The organism is Vibrio sp. 1CM23M (genome assembly GCF_023161755.1).
GTDB lineage: Bacteria > Pseudomonadota > Gammaproteobacteria > Enterobacterales > Vibrionaceae > Vibrio > Vibrio coralliirubri.
The window spans coordinates 1064287-1087786 of sequence record NZ_JALNTR010000002.1 but is presented as its reverse complement, the minus strand read 5'-3'; the positions used below and the strand labels follow the sequence as shown (position 1 = coordinate 1087786).

Sequence of the window (23500 nt, the reverse complement as noted above, 5' to 3'; positions counted from 1 at the left end):
TGAAAATAAGATGTATAACGAAGCGGGTCACTTAGGTGACCCGCTTTATTTTTATCTGGTGATTGTGTTATCTAGCGCGGCAAATGCATAAGTTACGTTTTTTGAACAAAGGAACGATTTATGCGCACGATATATTCAACACTAATTCTTTTATTTCTGATGCTCTTAAGCCCTGCCGTGTTTGCAGACAGCCCAACTAAGGCTGAGCTTTACGATGGCATTGAGATTACGGTCAACATCAATACCGCGACAGCAGAAGAACTTTCAGCACTATTGGTTGGTGTGGGTGATAAGAAAGCCAAAGAGATCGTCGATTACAGAGATCAGAACGGGGCATTTACGACTGCTGATGATTTGGTGAGTGTCAAAGGAATAGGTGAAGCGACGGTTGAAAAGAATCGCGAAAGAATTCAGCTTTGATCCGTTTTTTTATTCATTAGAAATGAAACGACAGCTATGAAGCCTCCAGCCAGTGCACCTGCTAGGTGGGCTTCAATTGCTACGCGAGCGTTAATCAGTTCGCCAGTCGTACTAGAAGGACCAATAAGCTGCTCCCAAGCGATTTTAGCGACCAATCCGAACACTAACAGCCAACTAGATTTCCTGCCGTTTAAAGCCTCTCTGAGCGCGAACAAGCCAAATAACCCATGCAAAGTGCCCGATAGGCCAACGTAGATCTGAATGCTTGAAAATAACAGAGAGACGCCGGTCACTAAACTGATCACAAGCAAAGCAACAACAAGCTGTTTTTTACTCGGTTGAAACAGGTAGCTGATGATCCACAAGCCTGCTAGATTCATCAGAAGATGCGAGTAGTTGGTATGTGAAAAGTTTCCTGTTAGGATTCGCCACCATTGCCCTTCGGCAATCGCATTGCTATCCCAAACGACCCAAGCTTGTATTGGCTCAAATTGGAATAAGACGCATAAAAGTGAAGTGAAAATTAAAACAGGGTACACATTAAATCCATGTCTCGTTATTGCCCCCAATGCAGCAAGGCTTTGAAAGCTTGTATTTGTCAGTGGGTTACACCACTCGAATCGAATGTTGAGCTTATCATTCTTCAGCACCCATCAGAAGAGCATCGTCCGATGGGAACGGCGCGTATTCTCTCGTTGTCTCTAAATAACAGCGTGACGCTTGTCGGTGAAGACTTTTCAGACAATGAACAACTCAACGCATTGCTGGCCGATGAACAGTACCAACATGTGATTTTATACCCAAGCGAAAATTCTGTTTCAGTTGAGTCGGCGACATCTCCCAATAAGAAGCTGCGTGTGATTTTATTGGATGGCACGTGGAAGAAAGCATTCAAGATGTGGCAAGTATCGAGTAACTTGCATGCGTTGAACACGGTTCATTTACCGAAAGATCTCAAGGGTAATTACCGAATTCGCAAAGCACCCAGTGAAAATAGCCTTTCAACCGTTGAAGCTGGCTATCATTTACTTAGCTTGTTAGAGAGTGATGGCGACTTTAGCCCTTTGCTAACGGCATTTGACCAAATGATTCAGTTTCAAATCAATCAAATGCCGCCGGGCGTGTTTGAGAAAAACTACTTAGATTAAGCCGTTTTAGTAAAGTGAGTCAGGAATTAAAACTCGGTATGAGCCGAGAACAGTTGCTGATGCATTTTCTGCGCAAGATCATCGGTCATCGATGAAATGTAATCGGCTATCACGCGCATCTTTCTTGATTCATCTTGATGTTGTAGCCATTGCTTCTTGATGGGCAGTGGTAGCAAGCGTTCAGGATCAGCGCTGAATGCTTCAAACATATCCATGATTATCTGTTGGCCTTTGTATTCGATGACTTGAACCTGTGGCACTTGAATCACGAACTCGCTGACAAAGTGTTTCAGCTTATCGAGCGTGCCGTCCATGCTCGGCTCGAGCACTGCATTGTAAGCCAAAAGCACATTCTCAAAGTTAGCATCTACTCGCTTAATCGAGATGCTGGTCAACAGGGCGTTGACTATCCCACCAATCGCATCCTTTCGACGATACTGTTCACCAGAGAAAAGCATCTCTGTAATTGAATCTAGGTGTTCGCAAATCCATGGATCGGCCATCTCTTTCAGTTGAGGATAAGCCGATTCGACCCACTGAGCTTTGGTCACAGAACCAAGCACAATCGCATCTTCTAAATCATGCACGCCATACGCGATGTCATCGGCCAGCTCCATGATTGAACAATCCAGCGACTTATATTTGGTCCTATTGTGCTCAAGTGGCTCGGTGTGTGTTTTTCTTTTCTGTTTTAGGAGCTGTTGGTCGCTGCTTGAAAGCGGTTCAAGCACCCAGTTAAACAGTTCTTCATCATGATCGTAGATGCCTTTTGCTGGCATCCAATCTTTAGCACGGAGTTGTCGTTGATGCTTAACGGGTTCAGACTGCAATTTAGCTTGAACCTCACTCAGCAGAGAAGGGTACTTAATCAGACCTAACAAAGTGCGTCGAGATAGGTTCATCCCGTGATGTTCAGTGTAAGGTTCTAGCTGTGTGACAATACGAAACGTTTGAGCGTTGCCCTCAAAGCCACCGTGGTCGCGCATCATGTAGTTGAGTGCGACTTCGCCGCCATGTCCATAAGGTGGATGACCGATGTCGTGAGCCAAACACAGTGAATCAATCAAACTGTCTGAGGGTAATAGGTCTCGAAATTCGGGCTGCTTTTTCTTCAGCTGGGCGACGATGCCGGTGCCAAGCTGAGCGGCCTCAAGAGAGTGAGTAAGACGCGTTCGATGAAAGTCGTTGACCGTGGTGCCATGGATCTGGGTTTTCGCTTGTAAGCGACGGAAGGCAGCAGAGTGAAGCACGCGTGCACGGTCACGCTGATACGGGCTGCGGTGATCATCACGTCGTATTTTATGTTCATCGTCATTTCGATGTTGCCATTCTTGTTCGAGTACAAAGGGTGGTTCGAGTAGAGAATTCAAAATAGCACCTATCAAATTGATTTTATTTAGCTAATTAAAAACAACTTATACCCAGCTAGCTTATCTCGTCTAGTGATAATTCAAAGCTCGGCGCAAATGTGGTGAGAAAGTAGTCCATTTCTGGGCTTTTGCGTTGTTCGAGTGTTTCTTCTAATCGGCGCTTGGCTTGCTCGTATTCATGGTTGCCCGCACTGAGCTCTTCCAAGCATTTCAAATAAGCACAGATAGTATCTGCTTGCTTGACGATGCTTTGCTCTTCTTTACTCGCAGTACCAGATATTAAGAAGGGGGCGAAGTCGTCTCGGAACTCTTCTGGCAACATCGAAAGCAGTCTTTGTTCTGCTGCGGCTTCTATCTTTTTATACTCTTGTGCAATATCCGGGTTGTAGTATTTAACTGGCGTTGGCAAATCACCTGTCAGTACCTCACTGGTGTCGTGGTACATGCCAAGCAGAGCAATGTGCTCAGGGTTAAGCTGACCATCAAACTTCTTGTTTTTGATCAGTGCTAAAGCGTGTGCCACGAAAGCAACCTGTAGGCTATGTTCTGAAATGTTCTCGCTTGAGACCGAACGCATCAAAGGCCAACGTTGAATCAGCTTCATACGTGCGAGATGGGCAAAGAAATGGCTCTGTTTCATAAATGTCCTATCTAGAGAGTGCTCCACTCGTATTTTGTGTTTGCGCAGGCATACGAGACAGCGGATACAAAAAAGGCTCCTAAACAGGAGCCTTTTAAGCATAGAAGTGAATGAATACAAGTTAAAGTCTTTTAAAACAGCAAATTGTAGCCATCTTTCTTTGTGCTTATTAACCTTCGACGAGGTCGTCTTGGCTGTAAGTCTGTAAGAAGCGCTCTAGACGACCAATCGCGATTTCCAGATCTTCGATGTGCGGCAGAGTCACGATGCGGAAGTGGTCCGGTTTCGGCCAGTTGAAGCCCGTACCTTGGACCAATAACACCTTCTCTTGCTTAAGGAAGTCGAGTACAAACTTCTGATCGTCTTTGATGTTGTACATGTTGGTGTCGATTTTAGGGAACAGGTACATTGCGCCTTTCGGCTTCACACAAGAAACGCCAGGGATCTTGTTGATCAGTTCCCATGCACGGTCACGCTGTTCAAGCAGTCGACCACCTGGAAGAATCAGCTCGTTGATACTCTGATAGCCCCCGAGTGCGGTTTGGATAGCGTGTTGCATCGGAACGTTGGCGCACAAACGCATTGAGGCCAGCATTTCTAGCCCTTCTACATAGCCTTTCGCTAGGTGTTTAGGGCCTGTTAAGAACATCCAACCACCACGGAAACCACATACACGGTAAGCTTTAGATAGGCCGTTGAACGTCACCATTAATACATCTTCAGCAAGCGTTGCCACTGAAGTGTGCACCGCACCGTCGTAAAGTACTTTGTCGTAGATTTCATCGGCGAAGATGATCAAACCGTGCTCACGAGCAATCTCAACCACTTGCAGTAGGAAATCACGGCTGTATACCGCGCCCGTTGGGTTGTTCGGGTTGATAAGAACGATGCCGCGCGTCTTTGGTGAGATCTTCGCGCGCATGTCGTCTAAATCTGGATACCAATCAGCATCTTCATCACACATGTAGTGAACCGGTGTACCACCAGAAAGCGCAACAGACGCTGTCCATAGTGGGTAGTCCGGAGCGGGAACTAAGATTTCATCACCATTATCCAGTAGCGCTTGCATAGACATAACGATAAGCTCTGATGCGCCGTTACCAATGTAAACGTCTTCTACATCAAGGTTACGTAGGCCTTTTTTCTGGTAGTGCTGAACAACCGCTTTGCGGGCTGAATAGATGCCTTTTGAGTCGCAGTAACCTTGAGATGTCGGTAGGTTACGGATTACGTCAACAAGGATTTCATCAGGGGCGTCAAAACCAAATGGGGCGGGGTTACCAATATTAAGCTTCAGTATTTTATGCCCTTCTTCTTCCATGCGCTTAGCATGTTTGAGTACAGGCCCCCTGATTTCGTAGCATACGCTGTTGAGTTTTGACGACATCCCGATATTTTGCATTGCCGATTTCCTGAAATTAATTTAAATACTTTATTAAAGTACCGCAAAATGGCGTTTGATAGAATAAAAATCTGATGAATGTCGCATTTCAGTGTCACGTTTAGCCTTTTTGTTGTCACTCTTTTCTAAATTTTAATTAATCGCTTTCTTGGTTATTGGCTAAGATGAATAAAGGGGCGGGATCGCTTAAAATTACAGGAATGTTGAAAAGATATAGTACATTCTTGATCTAAGTGGGTACTGCCCATAAAGTATCAAACTAATATAATAATAATTTAGATGTGAACGAGGTCGATTTGTCACATTTCCAGCAAACTATCTCCGCTTTGATTGAGCGAGTACAAAATGCCCAAGCAAGCGAAGTTCGTTGTGTTGAAGTTCTAACGCAAAAACCATCGTTTGCATTTATAGAATGGCTTCATGCTCAACCGCTCTTTCCTAAGTTCTACTGGCAGTCACGCGACACTCGTGAAGAGGTTGTTGCGCTCGGACAGTTACATACGTTTTCAGATCCTGCACCCGCGTACGCGATTCTTGGTGAAGACCAACGAATCTGGGGTGGACGCTCGTTTGACGGGCACACCGCAAAGAACCGTCGTTGCATGGAGTCGTTTTTCTTCCTTCCTCAGGTTGAATTGATTCGCTTTGACAATACGTGGTCGCTAGCGGTTAACTTGTCCCCTGATCGCGTTTCTTCTATTAATGCTTTGAATAAGCTTTCTGTGGAAGCGGCGATATTGGCGCCTTTGTCTGCTCATATTGAACAAATTAATCACGTTCCAGAAAGAGAGCAGTGGGGCAACCTTGTCGATAAAGTGCTGCAAGGCATTAGCGATGAAGAGTACAAAAAAGTCGTTTTAGCGCGTAAAACCACACTGCAGCTCGATGCGCCAATCTGCGCAGCTCAATTACTTAAAGCCAGCTACCTGCAAAATCACCACAGTTTCCACTTTATGTTGGTGCTGGATTCTAAACACAGTTTCATTGGTTCTACACCAGAGCGCTTATATAGCCGACATGGTACTGAGCTCGATACCGAAGCGCTTGCTGGAACCATTGGTCGCGGAGAGAACGCTACTGAGGATATGGAACTGGCCAACTGGCTTTCTCAAGATAGCAAAAACCTCAATGAGAACCAGTATGTGGTCGACGACATCATTGAGCGTCTCACTCCTCATTCTCAAACGGTCCATGTTGAAAAGGATGCGCGTCTAGTGCGCTTGCGTAAGGTGCAGCATCTTAAGCGTAATATCCATGCTCAGCTTAATAATGGTGTTAATGGTGTGCAGTTGCTTGCTGCCTTACAACCTACTGCTGCGGTGGCGGGTTTACCTCGTAAAGAAGCGATGGATTTCATTCTTGAACACGAACCGTTTGCTAGAGGTTGGTATGCAGGGTCTGTAGGCTATATCAGTCATCAGCGAGCGGAATTCTGCGTGGCGATTCGCAGCGCCTTGATTGTAAACGATCAAGTACAGTTGTTTGCTGGCGCGGGGATCGTGCCGGGATCGGTTGCCGAACATGAGTGGCAAGAACTGAACAAGAAGATGTCTACCTTGCTCAGTCTCATTTCTGATCACCCTCCATTGGGTGTCGCGTCATGAATCACGACCAAGCCGTATTAAACAGAGTTTGGTGTCACACGTTACTTGAAGAGCTTGCACGCAATGGCGTTGAACATGTTTGTGTTGCACCGGGCTCTCGCTCAACGCCGTTAACTCTCGAAGCTGAAGCTAACCCTAAGTTAACCTTACACACGCACTTTGATGAGCGTGGTCTTGGGTTTTTAGCTTTAGGTTTAGCAAAAGCAAGTGATAAGCCAGTTGCAGTGATTGTGACATCAGGAACCGCCGTGGCGAATTTGCTTCCTGCGACGGCTGAATCTGGGCTGACACGAGAGAAGCTGATCTTACTGACCTCTGATAGACCCATCGACTTGGTCGACTGTGGTGCCAATCAAGCGATTCAGCAGCATGGTATCTTTTCTTCCCATGTAGAAAGTGCTTTAAACCTGCCAAGCCCAACCACACAAATTTCATTGAATTGGCTTCTAACATCGGTTGATAGCGCGCTTGCGAAACAACGCAATGTGGGCGGTGCGATTCATATCAATTGTCCGTTCCCAGAGCCGCTCTATTCTAAGAACAGTGCTGAAATGTATGCAGACTACACTAACAGTATCGCTGGGTGGAGCTCGTCAACAAGCCCGTATTCCAATACCTGTTTACCCAACCATTTGACTGTACAGCCGATAGCGCCGGGCGATTACCTAGCGCGTAAAGGTGCGGTGATTATTGGTTCGATTGATAAAGAAGCGGCGACAAAAGCGAAGCAGTTTGCTTCGGCTTTGGGCTGGCCAATTTTCTGTGATCCTCAATCGGGCGTGAGCAGTGATTGGAAGCATTATGATCTGTGGTTACAGAGTGACTCAGTTAAAGAGCAACTCAACCAGTGTGATTTCATTCTTCAGTTTGGTGAGCGCATTGTTTCTAAGCGATTAAACCATTGGGTTAAGTCACAAGCAGCTTGGTTCGATTGCACGCAATATGTTGTGGTTTCGGCTGATGCGCACCGTATAAATCAAGACCATTTGCCTCAAACTCATATTGTTGCCAATATTGAGTCGTGGATAACTGATCAACACCTGCCAACGTTGTTGGGCAAACACTCGGGTTGGGCTACACCTTTAATCGAGGTGGCAAATACCGTTCAGCAACTCGCACTCGCACAAATATCCAATAATGACCAACTGACCGAGTTGAGTGTTGCGGTTGACTTGTCGTCTAGACTTAAAGACAGAGAGTTGTTTGTGGGAAACAGCTTGATGGTAAGGCTGGTAGATATGCTGTCTTCAATATCTGCGAATCGAGTTTACAGCAATCGTGGTGCATCGGGCATTGATGGCTTGGTGGCAACGGCTGCGGGTGTAGTGAAAGCCAACCAAAATCCCTTATTGATGTTGATTGGCGATACTTCTTTGCTTTACGACCTCAACTCACTGGCTCTGCTGACTCATAACTTAACGCCGATGGTTATTGTTGTGACCAACAATGATGGCGGTGCGATCTTTGATTTATTGCCGGTACCAGAACAACAGAAACAGTCACTTTATCAAATGCCTCATGGTTTCAGTTTTGAACACGCTGCTGCGCAATTCCAGTTGGGATACGCTGCGCCAGAAACCTTGAATTGCTATCAAACTATTATCGAACAACATTTCGAACAGGGTCAGGGTACCTTGCTCGTGGAAGTTAAGACGCCTCCCGAACAAGCGTCTACTTTGCTGAAACAATTCAGTTCAATGCTCACCGAGGCATTAGCCTAAGGACTTTACATGCTTTACTCCGATTATTACCCAGCTGTACAAGATTCTTCTGACAAACCTTTGCTTGTTTTCTTACATGGTTTACTCGGAAGCGGGGATGATTGGAGTGCATGTCATCCATTCCTCGAGGATTTTCCTCTCCTTTGCATAGATTTACCCGGACACGGACAAAGTCGCTTTATCGATCCGGTAGGGTTTGATCATTGCTGCAAGAAAATTGTCCAATGCATCACATCCCAACTGGCTCTCAACGATCTTCCTGCCGATTATCCTATCGTAGTGATTGGGTATTCTATGGGCGGAAGGCTCGCAATGTATGGGGTGACAAGCCCTTGCTTTGAGACACTCAACCTAGAGAAAGTCATTATTGAAGGTGGCAACTTTGGCTTGGAATGTGATGAAGAAAGAGCACAAAGGTTAGTACACGATACGCAATGGGCTGTTCGCTTTGCACAGCAGTCGATTGAAGATGTTTTAGACGATTGGTATCAACAAAGCGTCTTTTCTTCACTAAATCATGAGCAAAGACAAACTTTGGTCATAAAGCGTAGTGGTAACCTTGGAGTATCCGTAGCAAATATGTTGTTATCTACTTCGTTAGCTAAGCAACCGGATTTACGTGCCACATTGAAATCTCATGAGCATTTATTGCATTATGTATGTGGAGAAAAAGATCGTAAATTCATGGAGCTAGCTGAGAATAGTGGCTTTGAATATAGTCAGGTGGATTACGCGGGTCATAATGTTCATTTTGAGCAACCCGAGCTGTTTTCTAACCTGATAATCCAATGTATCGCCAGTCGTCGTTAATCTGACTGAGCGATTCTCTCGTATCAAGCACTATCAAAAGCAGAGCAACACCGTCACGACTACTCGTTAGTCGTGGTCTCTAATAGAACAATGGGAATCACCATGGCTAAAACAGTAGGCATCACAGAAGAAGAACTTTACGCGGCAGTTAACTGGAGCGATGAAAGCAGTCAATACGAAGATATTCAGTACCACAAATCTGACGATGGTATTGCAAAAATCACGATTGCGCGTCCTCAAGTCCACAATGCGTTCCGTCCACAAACCGTAAAAGAGATGATCAACGCACTGGCTGACGCTCGTTACGACGAGAAAGTAGGCGTGATCATTTTGACGGGTCTTGGTGAGAAGGCGTTCTGTTCTGGTGGTGACCAAAGTATTCGTGGTGACTACGGCGGCTACCAAGATGATTCAGGTACACACCACCTGAACGTACTTGATTTCCAACGTCAAATTCGTACTTGTCCAAAACCAGTTATCGCAGCGGTATCGGGTTGGGCAGTAGGCGGCGGTCATGTACTTCACATGATGGCAGACCTTACGATTGCCGCTGAAAATGCGCAGTTCGGTCAGACGGGTCCTAAAGTGGGTTCATTTGATGGCGGTTGGGGTGCTTCTTACATGGCTCGTATCGTTGGTCAAAAGAAAGCGCGTGAAATCTGGTTCTTGTGCCGCTTCTACGATGCACAAGAAGCACTGGACATGGGCCTTGTAAACACCGTTGTTCCTGTCGCTGACTTAGAAAAAGAGACCGTTCGTTGGTGTCGTGAAGTGCTTCAACACAGCCCAATGGCACTGCGTTGCTTGAAAGCGGCTCTGAACGCAGACTGTGATGGTCAAGCCGGTCTGCAAGAGTTGGCTGGTAACGCAACCATGATGTTCTATATGACAGAGGAAGGCCAAGAAGGCCGCAACGCATTCAACGAGAAACGTCGACCGGACTTCGACAAGTTCCCGCGTAATCCATAGTCTTTCTCTTCTTCAAAATGAGTCGCTAATAGCGGCTCGTTTTGTTTTGATGTTCCCCGTTTTTTAGGAAACTTTATGAACTCAGTGAATTCTCAGCGCCACGCTAAACTCTACCGTTATCAATTACCTATGGATAGTGGCGTGGTTCTTCGTGACAATAAGTTGAACGAACGCGTTGGCTATATCATCCAACTTGAGTGTGATGGTAAAACTGGTTTTGGCGAAGTTGCGCCTTTGCCCGGTTTTAGCCAAGAAGATGCCGAACAAGCTGGCATTCAGCTTCAACACGAATTAGAGCTTTGGAGCCACAATAAGCCTCAAACGCCTTTCGACGAGCTGTATCCTTCTGTCGCGTTTGGCTTTTCAATGGCGATGATGGAATTGCGAGGCGATCTTAACGCTCAAGGTAACTACCAAGCGGCGCCTTTGTGTACAGGCGATCCAGATGAACTGATCCCTGTATTGAATGAGATGCAAGGCGAGAAGGTCGCGAAAGTGAAAGTCGGCCTCTACGAAGCGATTCGCGATGGCATGCTGGTTAGCTTATTCCTTGAGTCGATCCCTGATTTGACCCTAAGACTTGATGCCAACCGTGCGTGGAAGCCAGAGAAAGCGAAGCAGTTCATTAAATACATTTCGCCGTCACTGCGTCAGCGCATAAGCTTTATTGAAGAGCCTTGCCAAAAGCCAGAAGATAGCTTGGCCTTTGCCATCGACCATGGTGTCGCGATTGCGTGGGACGAGACACTACAAGAGGCGGTGCGAAGCCCAGAGTTTGATCTTAGCGACCTTACTGGCGTTAAAGCTGTCGTGATCAAGCCAACTCTTATTGGTTCTGTAGAGCGTTGTGTGGCAATCATTGAGCGTGCACAGAAGCTTGGAATGAAACCGGTATTGAGCTCAAGCATTGAGTCGAGCCTAGGTCTGACGCAGATTGCTCGTTTGGCGCAGCAATATTTGCCAAATGAAGTGCCGGGGTTGGATACGATTGGCTTGTTCAAGCAGCAGCTAGAGGTTTCTTGGCCGGGGAGTCAGTTGCCTGTCTCTACGCTTGACCAGCAGCAATTGATTTGGTCTTCTTAGACCGAGCTATTTGAATGGCTATTTAGTTAGCCTAGCAAGTTCTTAATCTATTTTTGGTTATCATATGATGCGCCCACAATCTAATCATCACCCGCTCTGGGTACAGTGGGCGCAGCAAAACCCACTTCAACCAGCGTTAGTGACTACTCACCGTACTTATACTTGGCAGCAAGTGTTTGTGTTGGTTAGTGAGTACCAACAACAGCTATCTCATCAAGGCCTATCTGAAGGTGATGTACTAACGATTGTTGGTAAGAATCAAGCTGAAGTGATCCCTGTTTACCTTGCCGCACTCAATTTGGGTGTGGTTTGTGCGTTTACGATGCCTCAGCCTAGTTTACGCCTCAAGCAAAAGCTCGATTCCTTATATCAAGCAGATCAACGAAGCTACCTTTGGCTCTTGGGCAATAGCGGGATAGAGCAATCAGAGACTGCCGATTTGAATACTCAGTTGGTGACCTTGTCTTGCTTAAATGAAGTGAAGGTCGATGCTGATGGTAATCGGATAACGACATCTCAAGACTTCCACTTCAATCCGCAAAATCTAGCGAGTATCGTATTCACTTCAGGTTCTACCGGAAATCCAAAAGCGGTCGCCCATACACTTGATCAGCACTTATGTTCTGCGTCAGGGCTGCTTGAGGTGTTTCGTTATCAACAAGGTGACACGTGGTTACTGAGTTTACCTATGTACCATGTGTCGGGGCTGGCGATAGTTCATCGTTGGTTGGCGGCTGGTGGCTGCATCAAAATAGGCACAGGTAAGCTTGAAACCGATATAGAAGAATGCAGTCACGCTTCATTAGTCGCTACTCAGCTACATCGATTGTTAAAGAGTAAGCAAGCACTTACTTTAACGCATGTACTTTTGGGTGGTAGTCATATACCAGAAGCACTTGGGCTCGAAGCTCAACAAATGGGCATTGAAACATGGCTTGGCTACGGCATGACTGAAGCGGCTTCAACCGTGACCGCGAAGCCCGTTGATGCCAGCAGCACCGCCGGTTTTGTCCTTAACCATCGCCAGCTAAAAATTGAAGAACAACGTATCTTTATTGGTGGCGAGACGCTCGCTTCCGGGTATTACTATCAAGGTAAATTAACGCCATTAGTTGATAAGAGCGGTTGGTTTGATAGCAAAGATCTTGGTGAGTGGGTTGGCGAACAAGTGTCGATTATTGGTCGCGCCGACAATCAGTTTATTTCTGGTGGTGAGAACATTCATTGCGAAGAAATTGAGCGAGTACTCAATCAATTGTCTGAGGTTAATCAGGCCTTTATTGTTCCCATTGAAGATGATGAGTTCGGATTCCGACCTGCAGCGATTGTCGATTGTGCTGAGCTGCCAACCAAAGAGTGGTTTATCGAGCAATTGACGGGGCGTCTTGAACGGTTCAAATTTCCTGTTGAGTATTATCGAATGCCTCAGCAGGAACAACAGGGTATTAAGGTTTCGCGCGCTGGATTGGCGCAGTGGTTACAGCAGACTCGTTCTAAATAGAGCGAAGAGTAATAAAATGAAGCGCAATACACGGTGACTAGTCGTAATTGCGCTTCAGGGGGTTGTGACGGTGGTGAAGCCGTCACAAATTCTTAGTATCTTATCGTGTCATTCAAGATTTGGCGTTAAGCGAGTGCCTTCTTCATTTGCTCAGCGACTTTATCTACCTTACCTAGGCCAATGATAACTTGTAGGCCACCTTTACCAACCGGTACCACACCTGCCGCACCGAGTTTCTTCAGTTTATCGCTGTCTGCTGCACCTGAGTCTTTCACAGTTAAGCGTAGACGAGTAATACAGTTATCGACTTCTAGAATGTTGTCTGCACCGCCAACCGCTTCAATGTAGCTATTGGTTAGGTTAGCTAATGCTTCTGGCGTTTCAGTTTCTTTCTCTGCTTCCATCTCTTCACCACGACCTGGAGTACGTAGGTTGAACTTGATGATAGCGAAGCGGAAAATACCGTAGTAAAGCGCGAAGAACACCACACCTTGAACCAGTAGCATGTACCAGTTAACCGCTAGTGGGTTTTGGCTTGATAGTACTAGGTCAACGAAACCAGCAGAGAAGCCGAAGCCTGCCATCCATTCCATGCTTGCTGCAATGTAAAGCGATAGACCTGTTAATACTGCGTGTAGCAGGAACAACACGGGTGCTAGGAACATGAAGCTGAACTCTAGCGGCTCTGTAATACCTGTGAAGAATGAAGCCATAGCTGCCGCAAGCATGATTGCAAATACTTGGTTTTTGTTTTTCGCATCAGAACAGTGGTACATCGCCAATGCTGCTGCTGGTAGGCCAAACATCATGATAGGGAAGAAGCCCGCTTGGTACATGCCTGTTTTACCCGGAATACCCGTGCCGTTAGCGATAGATTGCGCGCCACCTAGGAAGTTTGGAATGTCGTTAATACCAACAACGTCGAACCAGAACACAGGGTAAAGAGCGTGGTGCATACCTACTGATAGGAACAAACGGTTGAAGAAACCAAACAGACCGGCACCCACTGCGCCCATGCTCTCTAGTTTAATACCCAGAACGATCAGAGCGTCGTAAACAGCTGGCCAGATGTAAAGTAGAGCAAAAGAGAGAGCCATACCTGCGATTGAGGTAAGGATAGGAACCAAACGCTTACCGCTGAAGAACGCTAGAGCTTGAGGAAGTTCAACGGTTGAGTAGCGGTTGTAGATCTCAGCAGAGATGATACCCACAATGATACCTACGAATTGGTTGCTGATTTTGCCAAATGCCGCTGGCACTTCACTGAGTTCAACATCCATTAACTGAGCAACAGAGCCCGGAGCAAGTAGCGTGGTGACGACGAGGAACATCACAAAACCAGACAGTGCCGCAGAACCATTCTTATCACGGCTCAAACCAAATGCGACACCCACCGCGAACAGAACCGCCATATTGTCGATGATCGCGCCACCAGATTTGATCAAGAATGCGGCTAAGATACTTTCAGAACCCCAACCAACAGGGTCCAACCAATAGCCGATCCCCATAAGGATTGCTGCAGCTGGCAGTGTGGCTACGGGAACCATCAATGCCTTACCTACTTTTTGCATATACCCGAGTATATTCATATGTGCCCCTAAGTTTGTAATTAATTTTTTTAATGTTTCTGCTCGTCAACGTATGGAGTCAAAGGTTGATCGAGGCAGGATTTTAAGTAACTGCGGCTATTAAAAACTTATTTCTTAATGCAAACAAACGAAACGGGTAGTAGTATGAATTAAAATTTTTAATGCATGAGTTCGTATGGCTAACCATCAATCTTTACTTAGAAATCTTCATACTTTTAATGTTGCTGCAGAGAAAATGAGCTTTACGCTAGCGGCGAGAAAGTTGCATCTGACTCAGGGAGCCGTTAGCCATCGAATCAAAGTGTTAGAAGGTGAACTCGGATTTAACTTGTTTGTGCGAGGGACTCGTAAACTGGAACTAACGGAAGAAGGCCAGCGCTTTCAACGAACGTTATCCAAGTCGTTAAGCTCTATTTTTGGTGAGATCGAAGACATTACCAACACAGACTTGTATGGACAGATCAATATCGGTACCAGTCCTGCATTTGCCAACAGTTGGTTACTACCAAGACTGGCTGATTTTAAAAAGCGATATCCTAAGTTTAATCTCAACATTTTCTCGCAAGAAGAGCAGGATTTTCATCAAAATCATCTCGATGTCGCCATTTATTATGGCGCTGAAGATCTCAAAGACATGCATCGACAGCGCCTGTTTGGTGAAAAGTATATTCCGGTATGTACACCGAGTTACGCGGCTGAGCACGACATCTTTGATGATGGCTTAGAATCGCTGCACCGGATTAATTTCATTCATGCACTAGGGTCAGATGTATGGCAGCGTTGGATTAAACACCACGGCTTGGATGTGAACTTGTTTGAGCAATTTTACTGCGTGAGCCACCGAGATATGGGCGTAAGAAGTGCCCTCAGTAATATCGGTGTCGCGATGGGGCGCTATCATTTTGTTAAGCAGTATGTCCAGACTGGTGAGCTCATAACACCTTATCCGAGCATGGATACTGACCAAGGGTATGACTTAATCTGCCCGCTAGGCACGGAAAAACGGCCTAAGGTAAGAACCTTTATTAAGTGGTTAGAAGGGCAGTTGCGTTAGGTTAGTTAATTTAGCAATTAGATAGTTCAAAACAGAATTTATTATCTTTATAACCATCCATCATAATAAGCCATATAAATAACGGATTATAGAATAAGGTCTTATTATGAAAATTGCCCTCATCATTGCGGTTTTACTGCAGATAGGCCAAGCAATCATCTCATCGGGGTTGACTCGTTCGTTGGCTGAACTCACCGCATTTGTGTTGGTTGTGGTACTTGTTTTAATGAAAAGAGAGAGCAAGAAGAGTGATAAGCCCCTGTTTGATTCGTGATTGTTGCAACAAAGAATATCCTTACCACAAACGATAAAGGCAAAGCCCATTGGAGCTTTGCCTTTTTGTTTTGTTGCTCGCTAACCCGAGTGTCTAGCTAACCGAACAACCATCTAAAGCGTTTCTATGCAGGTTAGGCGAGAGTTAACCACGCTAATGAACCTGTCGAGATCATGACCCACATCGTAATACCAAACATCAATGGTTTCGGCCCTGCTGCTTTTAACTTTTCAACTGAAATACCACAGCCAATTAAGAACAGACACACCACCAGTGCTCGCTTAGACACATCAAAGATTCCTTGATAGACCATCTCAAATTGTGGCAGTAAGTCACTCACCGCGATAGCGGCGCAATAGAAGAAAATGAAGTAGGGAACCGTAATCTTCTTTTGATCGTTCTTGAAGATCATCGCACTGATTAAAGCGATTGGGATGATCCAAAGTGCACGCGCGAGTTTCAACGTTGTCGCTGTCGTCAGTGCTTCTTCGCCATACGCTGAAGCTGCACCTACTACAGAAGACGTATCGTGAATCGCGATGGCTGCCCAAGTACCAAATGTTTGTTGGCTGAGCTCAAGCGCGTGACCAATCATCGGGAATAAGAATAGAGCAACCGAGTTCAACACGAATACAGTGGCTAACGCCAAGCCAATCTGTTCATCGTCTGCTTTGATAGCGGGCGCCACAGCCGCTATCGCGCTACCACCACAAATCGCGGTACCAGAAGAGATAAGGTAGCCCGTAGTGCGGTCTAGCCCCATTCGTTTAGCCAAGAACCAACCAATGACTAATGTACCAATAATCGTCGTTACAATGAGCCCAATACCATCGCCTGTTACTGCTAATGCTTTTTCAAACTGAATACCAAAACCCAAGCCAACAATAGAGTAGGCCAGTAGTTTTTTGGTGAGTTTGCCGACTTCCAAGTGTTCAGGGACTAAACCTAAACTCGCAAGCAGGAAACCGATAACCAGGGCTGTCGGTGAGCTAACCCAAGGCGTTAAGCAAAACAGTGCAGCAAGATAAAATGGAACGGACTTTTTTAGGTTCATTGTATTTAGAGTCTTGTTTTGTTGTGGCGTTATTGTGATGAGACCACTATACGTTCAATAAAATGATAAGTAAGTCTAAATGAATTGAACAAACGTTAAGGAAAACTTAACGCTTGTTCAGCTGATATGAATAAAGGGTTGGTTAACTAGCGTAGTGATCCGCGAAGGTCAGAGACTGACTGTCGAAGCGTTTCACAAGAGGCCTCTTTAGGTGAAATCGGTTCACCAGCTTCTATCTCTAGCTTAGTCCAGAAGCGAGTCGGTAACCCTTTGCAGGCACGGCCTTTGTAACGACTAAAGTAGCTACCCCATAATCCTTTAAGAGCCATAGGAATCACTGGGACAGGGGAACGTTTGATGATCAGTTCCATACCACGCATGAACTCAGCCACTTCGCCATCAGAGGTGAGCTTTCCTTCTGGGAAAATACACACGATGTGGCCTTCATGCAGGGCACGCTCTACTTCTTTGAAAGCGTTTCGAATTGAGTTGCGGTTGGTCGCGGAGATTGGAATCACCCCAGCTCTTTTCAAGAAGCGTCGAATTGGCGGTAACTTGGTGTAATCCTCTTCCATCACAAAACGGATCAAGCGAGGGCAAACCGCACTCAGCAGCAGTGCATCCATATAACTCACATGGTTGCAGACAATCAACGCACCGCCTTTTTCTGGCAGGTGATGTAAGTTCTTGTGTTTAACCCGGTACATGGTGTGAGTGACCACCCACGTAAAGAAGCGGAAAGCGTAGATAGGCACCTGATAAAACAGGTACAGCATCACCAAAGTGTTGCCTACTGCGAGCAAGATAAACAGCTGTGGAATTGAAAGATCTAGAACACTAAGGCAAACAATACCTAATACCGCACTTCCCACCATGAACAGTGAGTTGTAGATATTGAGCCCGGCAATCACTTGGGCACGCTCGTCGGGCTTGGCACGTAACTGCATCAGTGAATATAGAGGAACGATAAAGATACCGCCAGAGATACCCAGAAGCAGAAGGTAAGCAAATAGCGGCCACAGCTCTGAATAGGTTACGAATTGATGGAAAGAGCTAAAGTCAGGCAAAGACTCCGGGATGGATATCGCCATCAAAAGGCCGAATATCGAGATACCTAAGCTGCCCATTGGCACGATGCCGATTTCAATTCGGTGATTCGATAACTTATCGCAAGCCAAAGAGCCGATCGCGATGCCTACCGAGAACAGCGCCAGTAAAAAGGCGACGGAGCTTTCAGTGCCGTTTAAGTGCAGTTTAGTGAAGTTGGGAAACTGAGTTAGGTAAGCCGCACCAAGGAACCAGAACCAGCTGATAGACATCAGAGCTTGAAAGGTCGGGCGATCTTTTTTGGCAATCGCCAGTGTCGCGCGGGTCAGTTTTACAGGTTGCCACTTTACCTTAAGATCTGGTGCATTGCTTGGTGCTTGTGGGATAAAGCAACTTGATACATAGCCAAGCACGGCGAACGAAACAATACACACCGCAGCAATGAGCTTCGCGCCTTCTTCAGACGCAATGATGCCTGCGCCTAGAGTACCAATTAGGATCGCCAAGAATGTACCTGTCTCAACAAGAGCATTACCAGATACCAGTTCTTTTGTTTCTAACTGCTGTGGAAGCAGGGCGTATTTCACCGGACCAAAGAAAGCACTCTGCGTTCCCATAAGGAACAGAAGTAGAAGTAATATTCCGTAGCTTTCGTAGATGAATCCGATCGCACCCAGTGACATGATCACTACTTCAAGGAGCTTAACTTTACGGATAAACCACGATTTTTCGTATTTGTCGGCCAGTACACCGGCCAAAGCTGAAAATAAGAAGAAGGGCAGAATAAAAAGGCCAGCGGCCAAATTAATGAATAGATTGCTGGAAATAGGCAGCGTGTCTACGCTTGCGAAAGCAACAAACAGTAACAGGACATTTTTGAATATGTTGTCGTTAAAGGCTCCTAGAAATTGGGTAATAAAGTAGGGTAGGAACCTTTTTTGGGTTAACAGCGAAGATTGGCTGCTGTTGTTCATTATCTTTCCTTGGATGATTACCAGTTGGTTAAGTAGTTTGAGACTAGGTTATTGATCAGCTCTTTACCATCAATAGGCTCAGAGGCGAAAAATTTATCATCAACGCTGAGTAGAGTAATTCCGTGTACTCCAGACCATAATACACGGCTGGCTTTAACGACTTCGCTTTTCGTATGTTCAGGAGCAATCGCTACGAGCAACTGCTCTAGCATGCCTGTCATTCTATCGATGCGGTTTGATTGCCATTCAGGAAGGTTTTCACCGTTCATGTTGTGCTCGAAGATAAGCTGCCAACGGTGAGGGTGTCGCTGTGCAAAATCGTGGTAGCAGTAGGCAAGGTTGAATAGAGCTTGTTGAGGGTTGCTCGATTGTTCAACCGCTATAGCAGATTCTGACGCCAGTTCATCTAATGTTTGAGCGACCACATGCAAAAGCAGTAGGTTGTAGTTACCAAATACATTTACTAAGGTACTTGGAACGTAACCAATCATATTGGCGATTTTACGTAGACTTAGCTCGTGATAAGAGTGCTCTTCTAAGAAGTCGGTTACCGTTTTTAAGGTTAATTGCACTAATTGTTCGCGAGTATGATCGTTTCGTCTTGCCATGGGTACTTTCTATTAAATGAACATCGTTCAATATTTTAATGCTGCCCCTGAGTGCCGTCAATCCCTTCGCTAGTTTAGTAATCAATTAATAGCTGCAATATTATGATACATGTGTAAGCACGGTGAATATTTCATTGTTCTTTGTTAACGAGTATGATTAAGGTGTCGAAAGATAAAGAACCCTATTATAAAGGATAATAATGAAACGATTTTTCTCACTAGTCGCGATCCTGTTGGTAACAGTCGCGGTGACGCCAATCGCGGAAGCGAAAAAGTTTGGTGGTGGTAAGTCATTTGGCAAAAGCTTTAAAACGGCTCCAGCACCAAAACAACAAAACACGAATTCGATCCGTCAAGATCAAACGGGTAAGAACACAGCAGCTAACTCTAGCAAGAAAGGCCTTATGGGCGGTCTGCTAGGTGGCTTACTTGCTGGTGGTCTTTTAGCTGCATTCTTTGGTGGCGCATTTGAAGGTATCCAGTTCATGGATATTCTGATCATGGGTCTGATTGCTTTCCTAGCGTTTAAATTCCTACGCGGAATGTTGGGCGCGAAGCAGGGCTCAATGAATCAGCAGAATGCTCGTGGCCAACAGCCAGCATTCGGCGGCATGGGTCAGAACAAGTTTGAACAACCTAAGCAACAACCAAATGTTCATAACTTCGAGCAAGCACAACCTCAATCACAAGGCGCTGCTGGTGGTTTCGGTTTTGGTGCACAAAGCGATGTTCCACATAACTACCCACCGGGCTTTGATCAAGCGGCATTCATCAACGGTTCTCGTGAGCACTACCGTACACTGCAAGGTGCATGGAATCACAACGAGCTAAACACGATTGAAGAATACGTATCTCCAAGCTTATTTGAAGACCTAAAAGCTGAGCGTAATAAGCTAGACGGTGATCAGCACACTGACGTAATGTACGTTGATGCTGAAATCGTTCGCGCAGACCACGATGGTAGCAAAGCACAGCTAAGCCTTCAGTTTAGCGGTCGTTACCGTGACACAGCGGATGGCGTTGAAGAAGATATCACTGATATCTGGCACCTAGAGCGTGACCTAACAACTAACAATGCACCTTGGTTAATTGTTGGTATTCAAGGTTAATTCCAGGATTTAACTCAACATCAATAGGATGTAGTTATTCGGAATAACACCAAATAATAGAAAGCCCCTGCTGAGAAATCAGCAGGGGCTTTTTTGTGTGCTGAGGGTAGCAAGCCAGTCATAACTAGGTTCTTAGAACGGCTACTTCTCTGTTTTGATAGAGAGATTCAAATTTGAGAGGCAGTACTTTGAAAGCGGACATTTGTCCTCAATGCTTTGTGCCATTACTCCTTATGATTGCGCCAACAAAACAAATAAGGAAACATTATGACTGCACATATTGCTGGCACTGCTGAGGATTTCGCATCTACAGTAATTATGCCGGGTGACCCACTACGAGCGAAATACATTGCTGAAACCTACTTAGAAGACGCAAAACTCGTGACTGATATTCGAAACATGCTTGGATACACTGGCTATTACAAAGGGCAGCGCATCTCAGTTATGGGGCATGGCATGGGTGTACCATCAATGGTTCTCTATGGTCACGAACTGATTAATGACTTCGGTGTTAAGCGCATTATACGTATCGGCAGTGTTGGTGCAACGCAGAAAAATGTCATGATGCGTGATGTGATTTTGGCACAAGCTGCCGGTACAGACTCTCCAACTAATGCCAAGCGCAGCAGTGGCTATCACATGGCGACATCGGCAACGTTTGAGCTTTTACATAATGCTTACCTTTCAGCAAAAGAGAAGAATATAGATGTTAAAGTTGGCAACGTGTTTACTGGCGACCTTTATTACGATCCTGATGAAGATCTTATCCCTGCCTTAGAGCGTTTTGGGGTGCTTGGTATCGATATGGAAGTTGCAGGCTTATACGGGCTAGCACAACAATTTGGTATTGAGTCATTAGCGATCCTGACGGTGTCTGATCATTGTATCACGGGTGAGGAGACCACCGCAGAAGAGCGTCAGCTTTCATTCAACAACATGATTGAAATTGCTCTAGAAACGGCAATCAAAGCTTAAGCCTGTGTGGAGGGCTTAAAGTTAAGCTCTCCCAAATTAAAACATCTAACCTACGAGCCCTTGGAGTGAACAATGAAAAATAAAATGACACTCACTGCTATCAGTTTCCTCGCTAATTTCGTTATGGCGGGCTTTGCGACACAATTTGGTATGTTGGTCGAGCCAATAGCCAATGCATTTAACGCGAATGTAAATGAAGTAGCATCAATATTTTCTTTATTAAATGGTGGAGCACTAGCCGGCACTATTGCGGCTTTCTTCTTAATTGAAAAAGTCGGTATTAAACGCATGACGGTGTTGTGCTATGGCATTATCGCACTGTCCTCATTAGGCCTTTACATTGCACCTTCGTTATCGATCGTGATGTTATGTATGGCTATTATTGGTTTTTGTGGAGGTGTTGGTCTGTGTATCGCTGGTACTATTGTCGTTTCATTATGGAAAGACAAAATTCAGAGCACAATGTTAGTGGTACAAGACGCGACATTTAACATTGCAGGTGTTGTGTTCCCAATGATCACCACTTACGCACTTACTAATGCAATGAATTGGAGCATCAGTTACTTGAGTGTTGGCGTGGTTGCATTGGCAACAATGTTTATCGCTTTGCTGACTAACTTCAATCAATGTGGTGATGAAAGCGCAACACAAACTGAATCAAAGTCTGAATGGAACTTCGGCATTATTAGTGGTGGTATCGGACTATTCTTAGGAATGCTTGCCCTTTATACTTTCTTAACTTGGGCTCCAATGTTTGTGAAAGAGAAGTTCGATATTCCATTTGAACAAGCGGGTAACATTATTACTCAGTATTGGTCAGCAGCGTTGGTTGGTGCTTTAGTTTCGACTGTCATTGTGTCGCGTATGAAGATTCAGTACTTCTTATTGACGATCATTACACTTGCAATGGTGATAACGAGCGTCATCGTTACTACAAATCAACTAGAATGGCTCTCTTACCTGACTTATGGTTACGGGTTTGCTTGTGCTGCACTTTATAATGCTTTCATTGCTTATGGTGTGTCATTTGTTCGCAATGCATCAAGTAAGAATGTTTCTTATATATTGGTTAGCGGCAGTGCTGGTGCAATGTTTAGCCCTGCGATTAGCTCTATGATGGAAAGTATTGTTGGCTTACAAACAGTTATGTATGCCATCCCTGCAATATATGCTGTTGTGTTGGTGATGCTTATTGCATCTACAAAGTACAAAGCAAGCCAATCCAATCAAACTCAAACTGCATAAATAGTTATCGGTTTAAGCGACACTGAAAAGGTCTGTATTTGTGCAGGCCTTTATTGCTCCGCAAATTTTTTAAGCCCTTCTAGATCAAGAATCCTTAGTCCTTTCTTTTCTTTAGCAATAAAACCTTTGCTCTCAAGCTCTTTCACCGCGCGGCGGTAGACTCTATCAGTCGTAGCGAAGCGTTCCGCTTCAAGATAGTTCTTTTGAAAGCCATCGACGGGTAAGTCATTCAAATATTGATGATAAATATCGTAGGCAACATTATAAGTAATCGGATATAGAAGACGCCTTGTTAGGATCTCGACCGTGTCTTGATAGTCAATAGCGATAGCGCTAGCGAAATAGAGAGAAAGCCTAGGTTGTTCTAACAAGTACTTCTTTAGCTTTTGAGCATCAATGATAGATACGTTAACGGGCTCGATTGGCATAATATCCATTTGGCATCGGTATCCTGTAAAGAATTCCATTTCCCCGAAGACTTGTTGCTCACACTCAAGAGTACCTAACAAAAATGTTTTACCGTTGCGAGCCGTCATCCCCATGGAAACTCTTCCTGAATCAACAAGGTATAGGTTTTCTACATGCTCTCCTTGAGTTAATAACTTCTCATTTTCCTCAAATATTCTGCTCGTACAAATACAATCACGAATGGTTTGTTCGATTAGTTGCTTGTCTTCGGTCCACTCAGTTTCGAAGCGACCTTTTCCTAGGGTTTGTAGCTGCATATTTGATTTTAATTCAGTTGTTGAGAGAAGTTTCTCAACTTGGATGATAGGTTATCAAGATCGTTGAACGAGAAAGGTAACGGGTACAGTGAAATATTATACACAGAAACGAAAAAAGCCAACTCAATGAGTTGGCTTTTCGATTTTCCAATTAAGGAGAATATGGTGGAGGGAGACG

General features: G+C 45.2%; 22 protein-coding genes. 13 read left to right on the top strand and 9 right to left on the bottom strand.

Going from position 1 to position 23500, the window contains the following annotated elements; translation table 11 throughout:
- Window positions 1–120 precede the first annotated feature (120 nt).
- Window positions 121–420 (top strand): helix-hairpin-helix domain-containing protein, encoded by a 300-nt coding sequence (locus MSG35_RS10240; RefSeq protein WP_248383838.1) that lies wholly within the window; start codon window positions 121–123, stop codon window positions 418–420.
- Here MSG35_RS10240 and rrtA read toward each other — a convergent pair.
- Window positions 411–959: a rhombosortase gene (gene rrtA, locus MSG35_RS10235; RefSeq protein WP_061039305.1), complete on the bottom strand. Its 549-nt coding sequence runs from the start codon at window positions 957–959 to the stop codon at window positions 411–413. The genes MSG35_RS10240 and rrtA overlap by 10 nt on opposite strands.
- Window positions 960–968: 9 nt before the next feature.
- On the opposite strand from rrtA, the gene MSG35_RS10230 reads away from it, so the two are divergent.
- Window positions 969–1568, top strand: a complete 600-nt coding sequence (locus MSG35_RS10230) for a tRNA-uridine aminocarboxypropyltransferase (protein WP_081230556.1) — start codon at window positions 969–971, stop codon at window positions 1566–1568.
- Between the two features lie 26 nt (window positions 1569–1594).
- Here MSG35_RS10230 and MSG35_RS10225 read toward each other — a convergent pair whose 3' ends face one another.
- From MSG35_RS10225 to MSG35_RS10215, 3 genes are all read right to left on the bottom strand, one after another.
- Window positions 1595–2938, bottom strand: a complete 1344-nt coding sequence (locus MSG35_RS10225) for an anti-phage deoxyguanosine triphosphatase (protein WP_248383837.1) — start codon at window positions 2936–2938, stop codon at window positions 1595–1597.
- A 55-nt stretch (window positions 2939–2993) separates the two neighbouring features.
- On the bottom strand, window positions 2994–3578 hold the full coding sequence (gene yfbR / locus MSG35_RS10220) for a 5'-deoxynucleotidase (protein WP_017060613.1): 585 nt from the start codon (window positions 3576–3578) through the stop codon (window positions 2994–2996).
- A 169-nt stretch (window positions 3579–3747) separates the two neighbouring features.
- Window positions 3748–4980: a pyridoxal phosphate-dependent aminotransferase gene (locus MSG35_RS10215; protein WP_048613093.1), complete on the bottom strand. Its 1233-nt coding sequence runs from the start codon at window positions 4978–4980 to the stop codon at window positions 3748–3750.
- 296 nt (window positions 4981–5276) lie between these two features.
- On the opposite strand from MSG35_RS10215, the gene MSG35_RS10210 reads away from it, so the two are divergent.
- The 6 genes from MSG35_RS10210 (at window position 5277) to menE (ending at window position 12668) form a co-directional block, all read left to right on the top strand.
- A complete protein-coding gene (locus MSG35_RS10210; RefSeq protein ID WP_065583685.1) occupies window positions 5277–6584 on the top strand; it encodes an isochorismate synthase MenF in 1308 nt (435 codons plus the stop codon).
- On the top strand, window positions 6581–8305 hold the full coding sequence (menD, locus tag MSG35_RS10205; RefSeq protein ID WP_248383836.1) for a 2-succinyl-5-enolpyruvyl-6-hydroxy-3-cyclohexene-1-carboxylic-acid synthase: 1725 nt from the start codon (window positions 6581–6583) through the stop codon (window positions 8303–8305). The genes MSG35_RS10210 and menD overlap by 4 nt, the downstream gene beginning before the upstream one ends.
- Before the next feature lie 9 nt (window positions 8306–8314).
- Entirely contained in the window at window positions 8315–9115 is an 801-nt protein-coding gene (gene menH / locus MSG35_RS10200) for a 2-succinyl-6-hydroxy-2,4-cyclohexadiene-1-carboxylate synthase (RefSeq protein ID WP_048661466.1), read from the top strand.
- Between the two features lie 102 nt (window positions 9116–9217).
- Window positions 9218–10084, top strand: a complete 867-nt coding sequence (menB, locus tag MSG35_RS10195; protein WP_017060170.1) for a 1,4-dihydroxy-2-naphthoyl-CoA synthase — start codon at window positions 9218–9220, stop codon at window positions 10082–10084.
- 75 nt (window positions 10085–10159) lie between these two features.
- On the top strand, window positions 10160–11167 hold the full coding sequence (gene menC / locus MSG35_RS10190; protein ID WP_052879778.1) for an o-succinylbenzoate synthase: 1008 nt from the start codon (window positions 10160–10162) through the stop codon (window positions 11165–11167).
- A 64-nt stretch (window positions 11168–11231) separates the two neighbouring features.
- The gene (menE, locus tag MSG35_RS10185) at window positions 11232–12668 is read left to right on the top strand and encodes an o-succinylbenzoate--CoA ligase (RefSeq protein WP_248383835.1); all 1437 of its coding nucleotides are present in this window, start codon (window positions 11232–11234) and stop codon (window positions 12666–12668) included.
- A 125-nt stretch (window positions 12669–12793) separates the two neighbouring features.
- Here the strand turns inward: menE and nagE are convergent, their stop codons facing one another.
- Entirely contained in the window at window positions 12794–14239 is a 1446-nt protein-coding gene (nagE, locus tag MSG35_RS10180) for an N-acetylglucosamine-specific PTS transporter subunit IIBC (RefSeq protein ID WP_170930211.1), read from the bottom strand.
- Between the two features lie 193 nt (window positions 14240–14432).
- On the opposite strand from nagE, the gene MSG35_RS10175 reads away from it, so the two are divergent.
- Entirely contained in the window at window positions 14433–15311 is an 879-nt protein-coding gene (locus MSG35_RS10175; RefSeq protein ID WP_048607926.1) for a LysR substrate-binding domain-containing protein, read from the top strand.
- 106 nt (window positions 15312–15417) lie between these two features.
- Entirely contained in the window at window positions 15418–15585 is a 168-nt protein-coding gene (locus MSG35_RS10170) for a hypothetical protein (protein WP_017068947.1), read from the top strand.
- 133 nt (window positions 15586–15718) lie between these two features.
- Here the strand turns inward: MSG35_RS10170 and MSG35_RS10165 are convergent, their stop codons facing one another.
- From MSG35_RS10165 to MSG35_RS10155, 3 genes are all read right to left on the bottom strand, one after another.
- The gene (locus tag MSG35_RS10165) at window positions 15719–16639 is read right to left on the bottom strand and encodes a putative sulfate exporter family transporter (RefSeq protein WP_048613077.1); all 921 of its coding nucleotides are present in this window, start codon (window positions 16637–16639) and stop codon (window positions 15719–15721) included.
- A 146-nt stretch (window positions 16640–16785) separates the two neighbouring features.
- Window positions 16786–18660, bottom strand: coding sequence for an MFS transporter (locus tag MSG35_RS10160; RefSeq protein ID WP_248383834.1), 1875 nt, complete (start codon window positions 18658–18660; stop codon window positions 16786–16788).
- Between the two features lie 17 nt (window positions 18661–18677).
- Complete coding sequence (locus MSG35_RS10155; protein ID WP_248383833.1) at window positions 18678–19268, bottom strand: TetR-like C-terminal domain-containing protein; 591 nt, start codon at window positions 19266–19268, stop codon at window positions 18678–18680.
- A gap of 200 nt (window positions 19269–19468) precedes the next feature.
- On the opposite strand from MSG35_RS10155, the gene MSG35_RS10150 reads away from it, so the two are divergent.
- The 3 genes from MSG35_RS10150 (at window position 19469) to tsgA (ending at window position 22597) form a co-directional block, all read left to right on the top strand.
- Entirely contained in the window at window positions 19469–20377 is a 909-nt protein-coding gene (locus tag MSG35_RS10150; protein WP_004736112.1) for a TIM44-like domain-containing protein, read from the top strand.
- Between the two features lie 267 nt (window positions 20378–20644).
- Window positions 20645–21352: a purine-nucleoside phosphorylase gene (deoD, locus tag MSG35_RS10145; RefSeq protein WP_061033645.1), complete on the top strand. Its 708-nt coding sequence runs from the start codon at window positions 20645–20647 to the stop codon at window positions 21350–21352.
- A gap of 72 nt (window positions 21353–21424) precedes the next feature.
- Window positions 21425–22597 carry an MFS transporter TsgA gene (gene tsgA, locus MSG35_RS10140; protein ID WP_086970545.1) on the top strand — a complete coding sequence of 391 codons (1173 nt, stop codon included), beginning with the start codon at window positions 21425–21427 and terminating at the stop codon, window positions 22595–22597.
- A gap of 50 nt (window positions 22598–22647) precedes the next feature.
- On the opposite strand, the gene MSG35_RS10135 is transcribed toward tsgA, so the two are convergent.
- A complete protein-coding gene (locus tag MSG35_RS10135; protein ID WP_086970544.1) occupies window positions 22648–23322 on the bottom strand; it encodes a Crp/Fnr family transcriptional regulator in 675 nt (224 codons plus the stop codon).
- Between the last annotated feature and the right edge of the window lie 178 nt (window positions 23323–23500).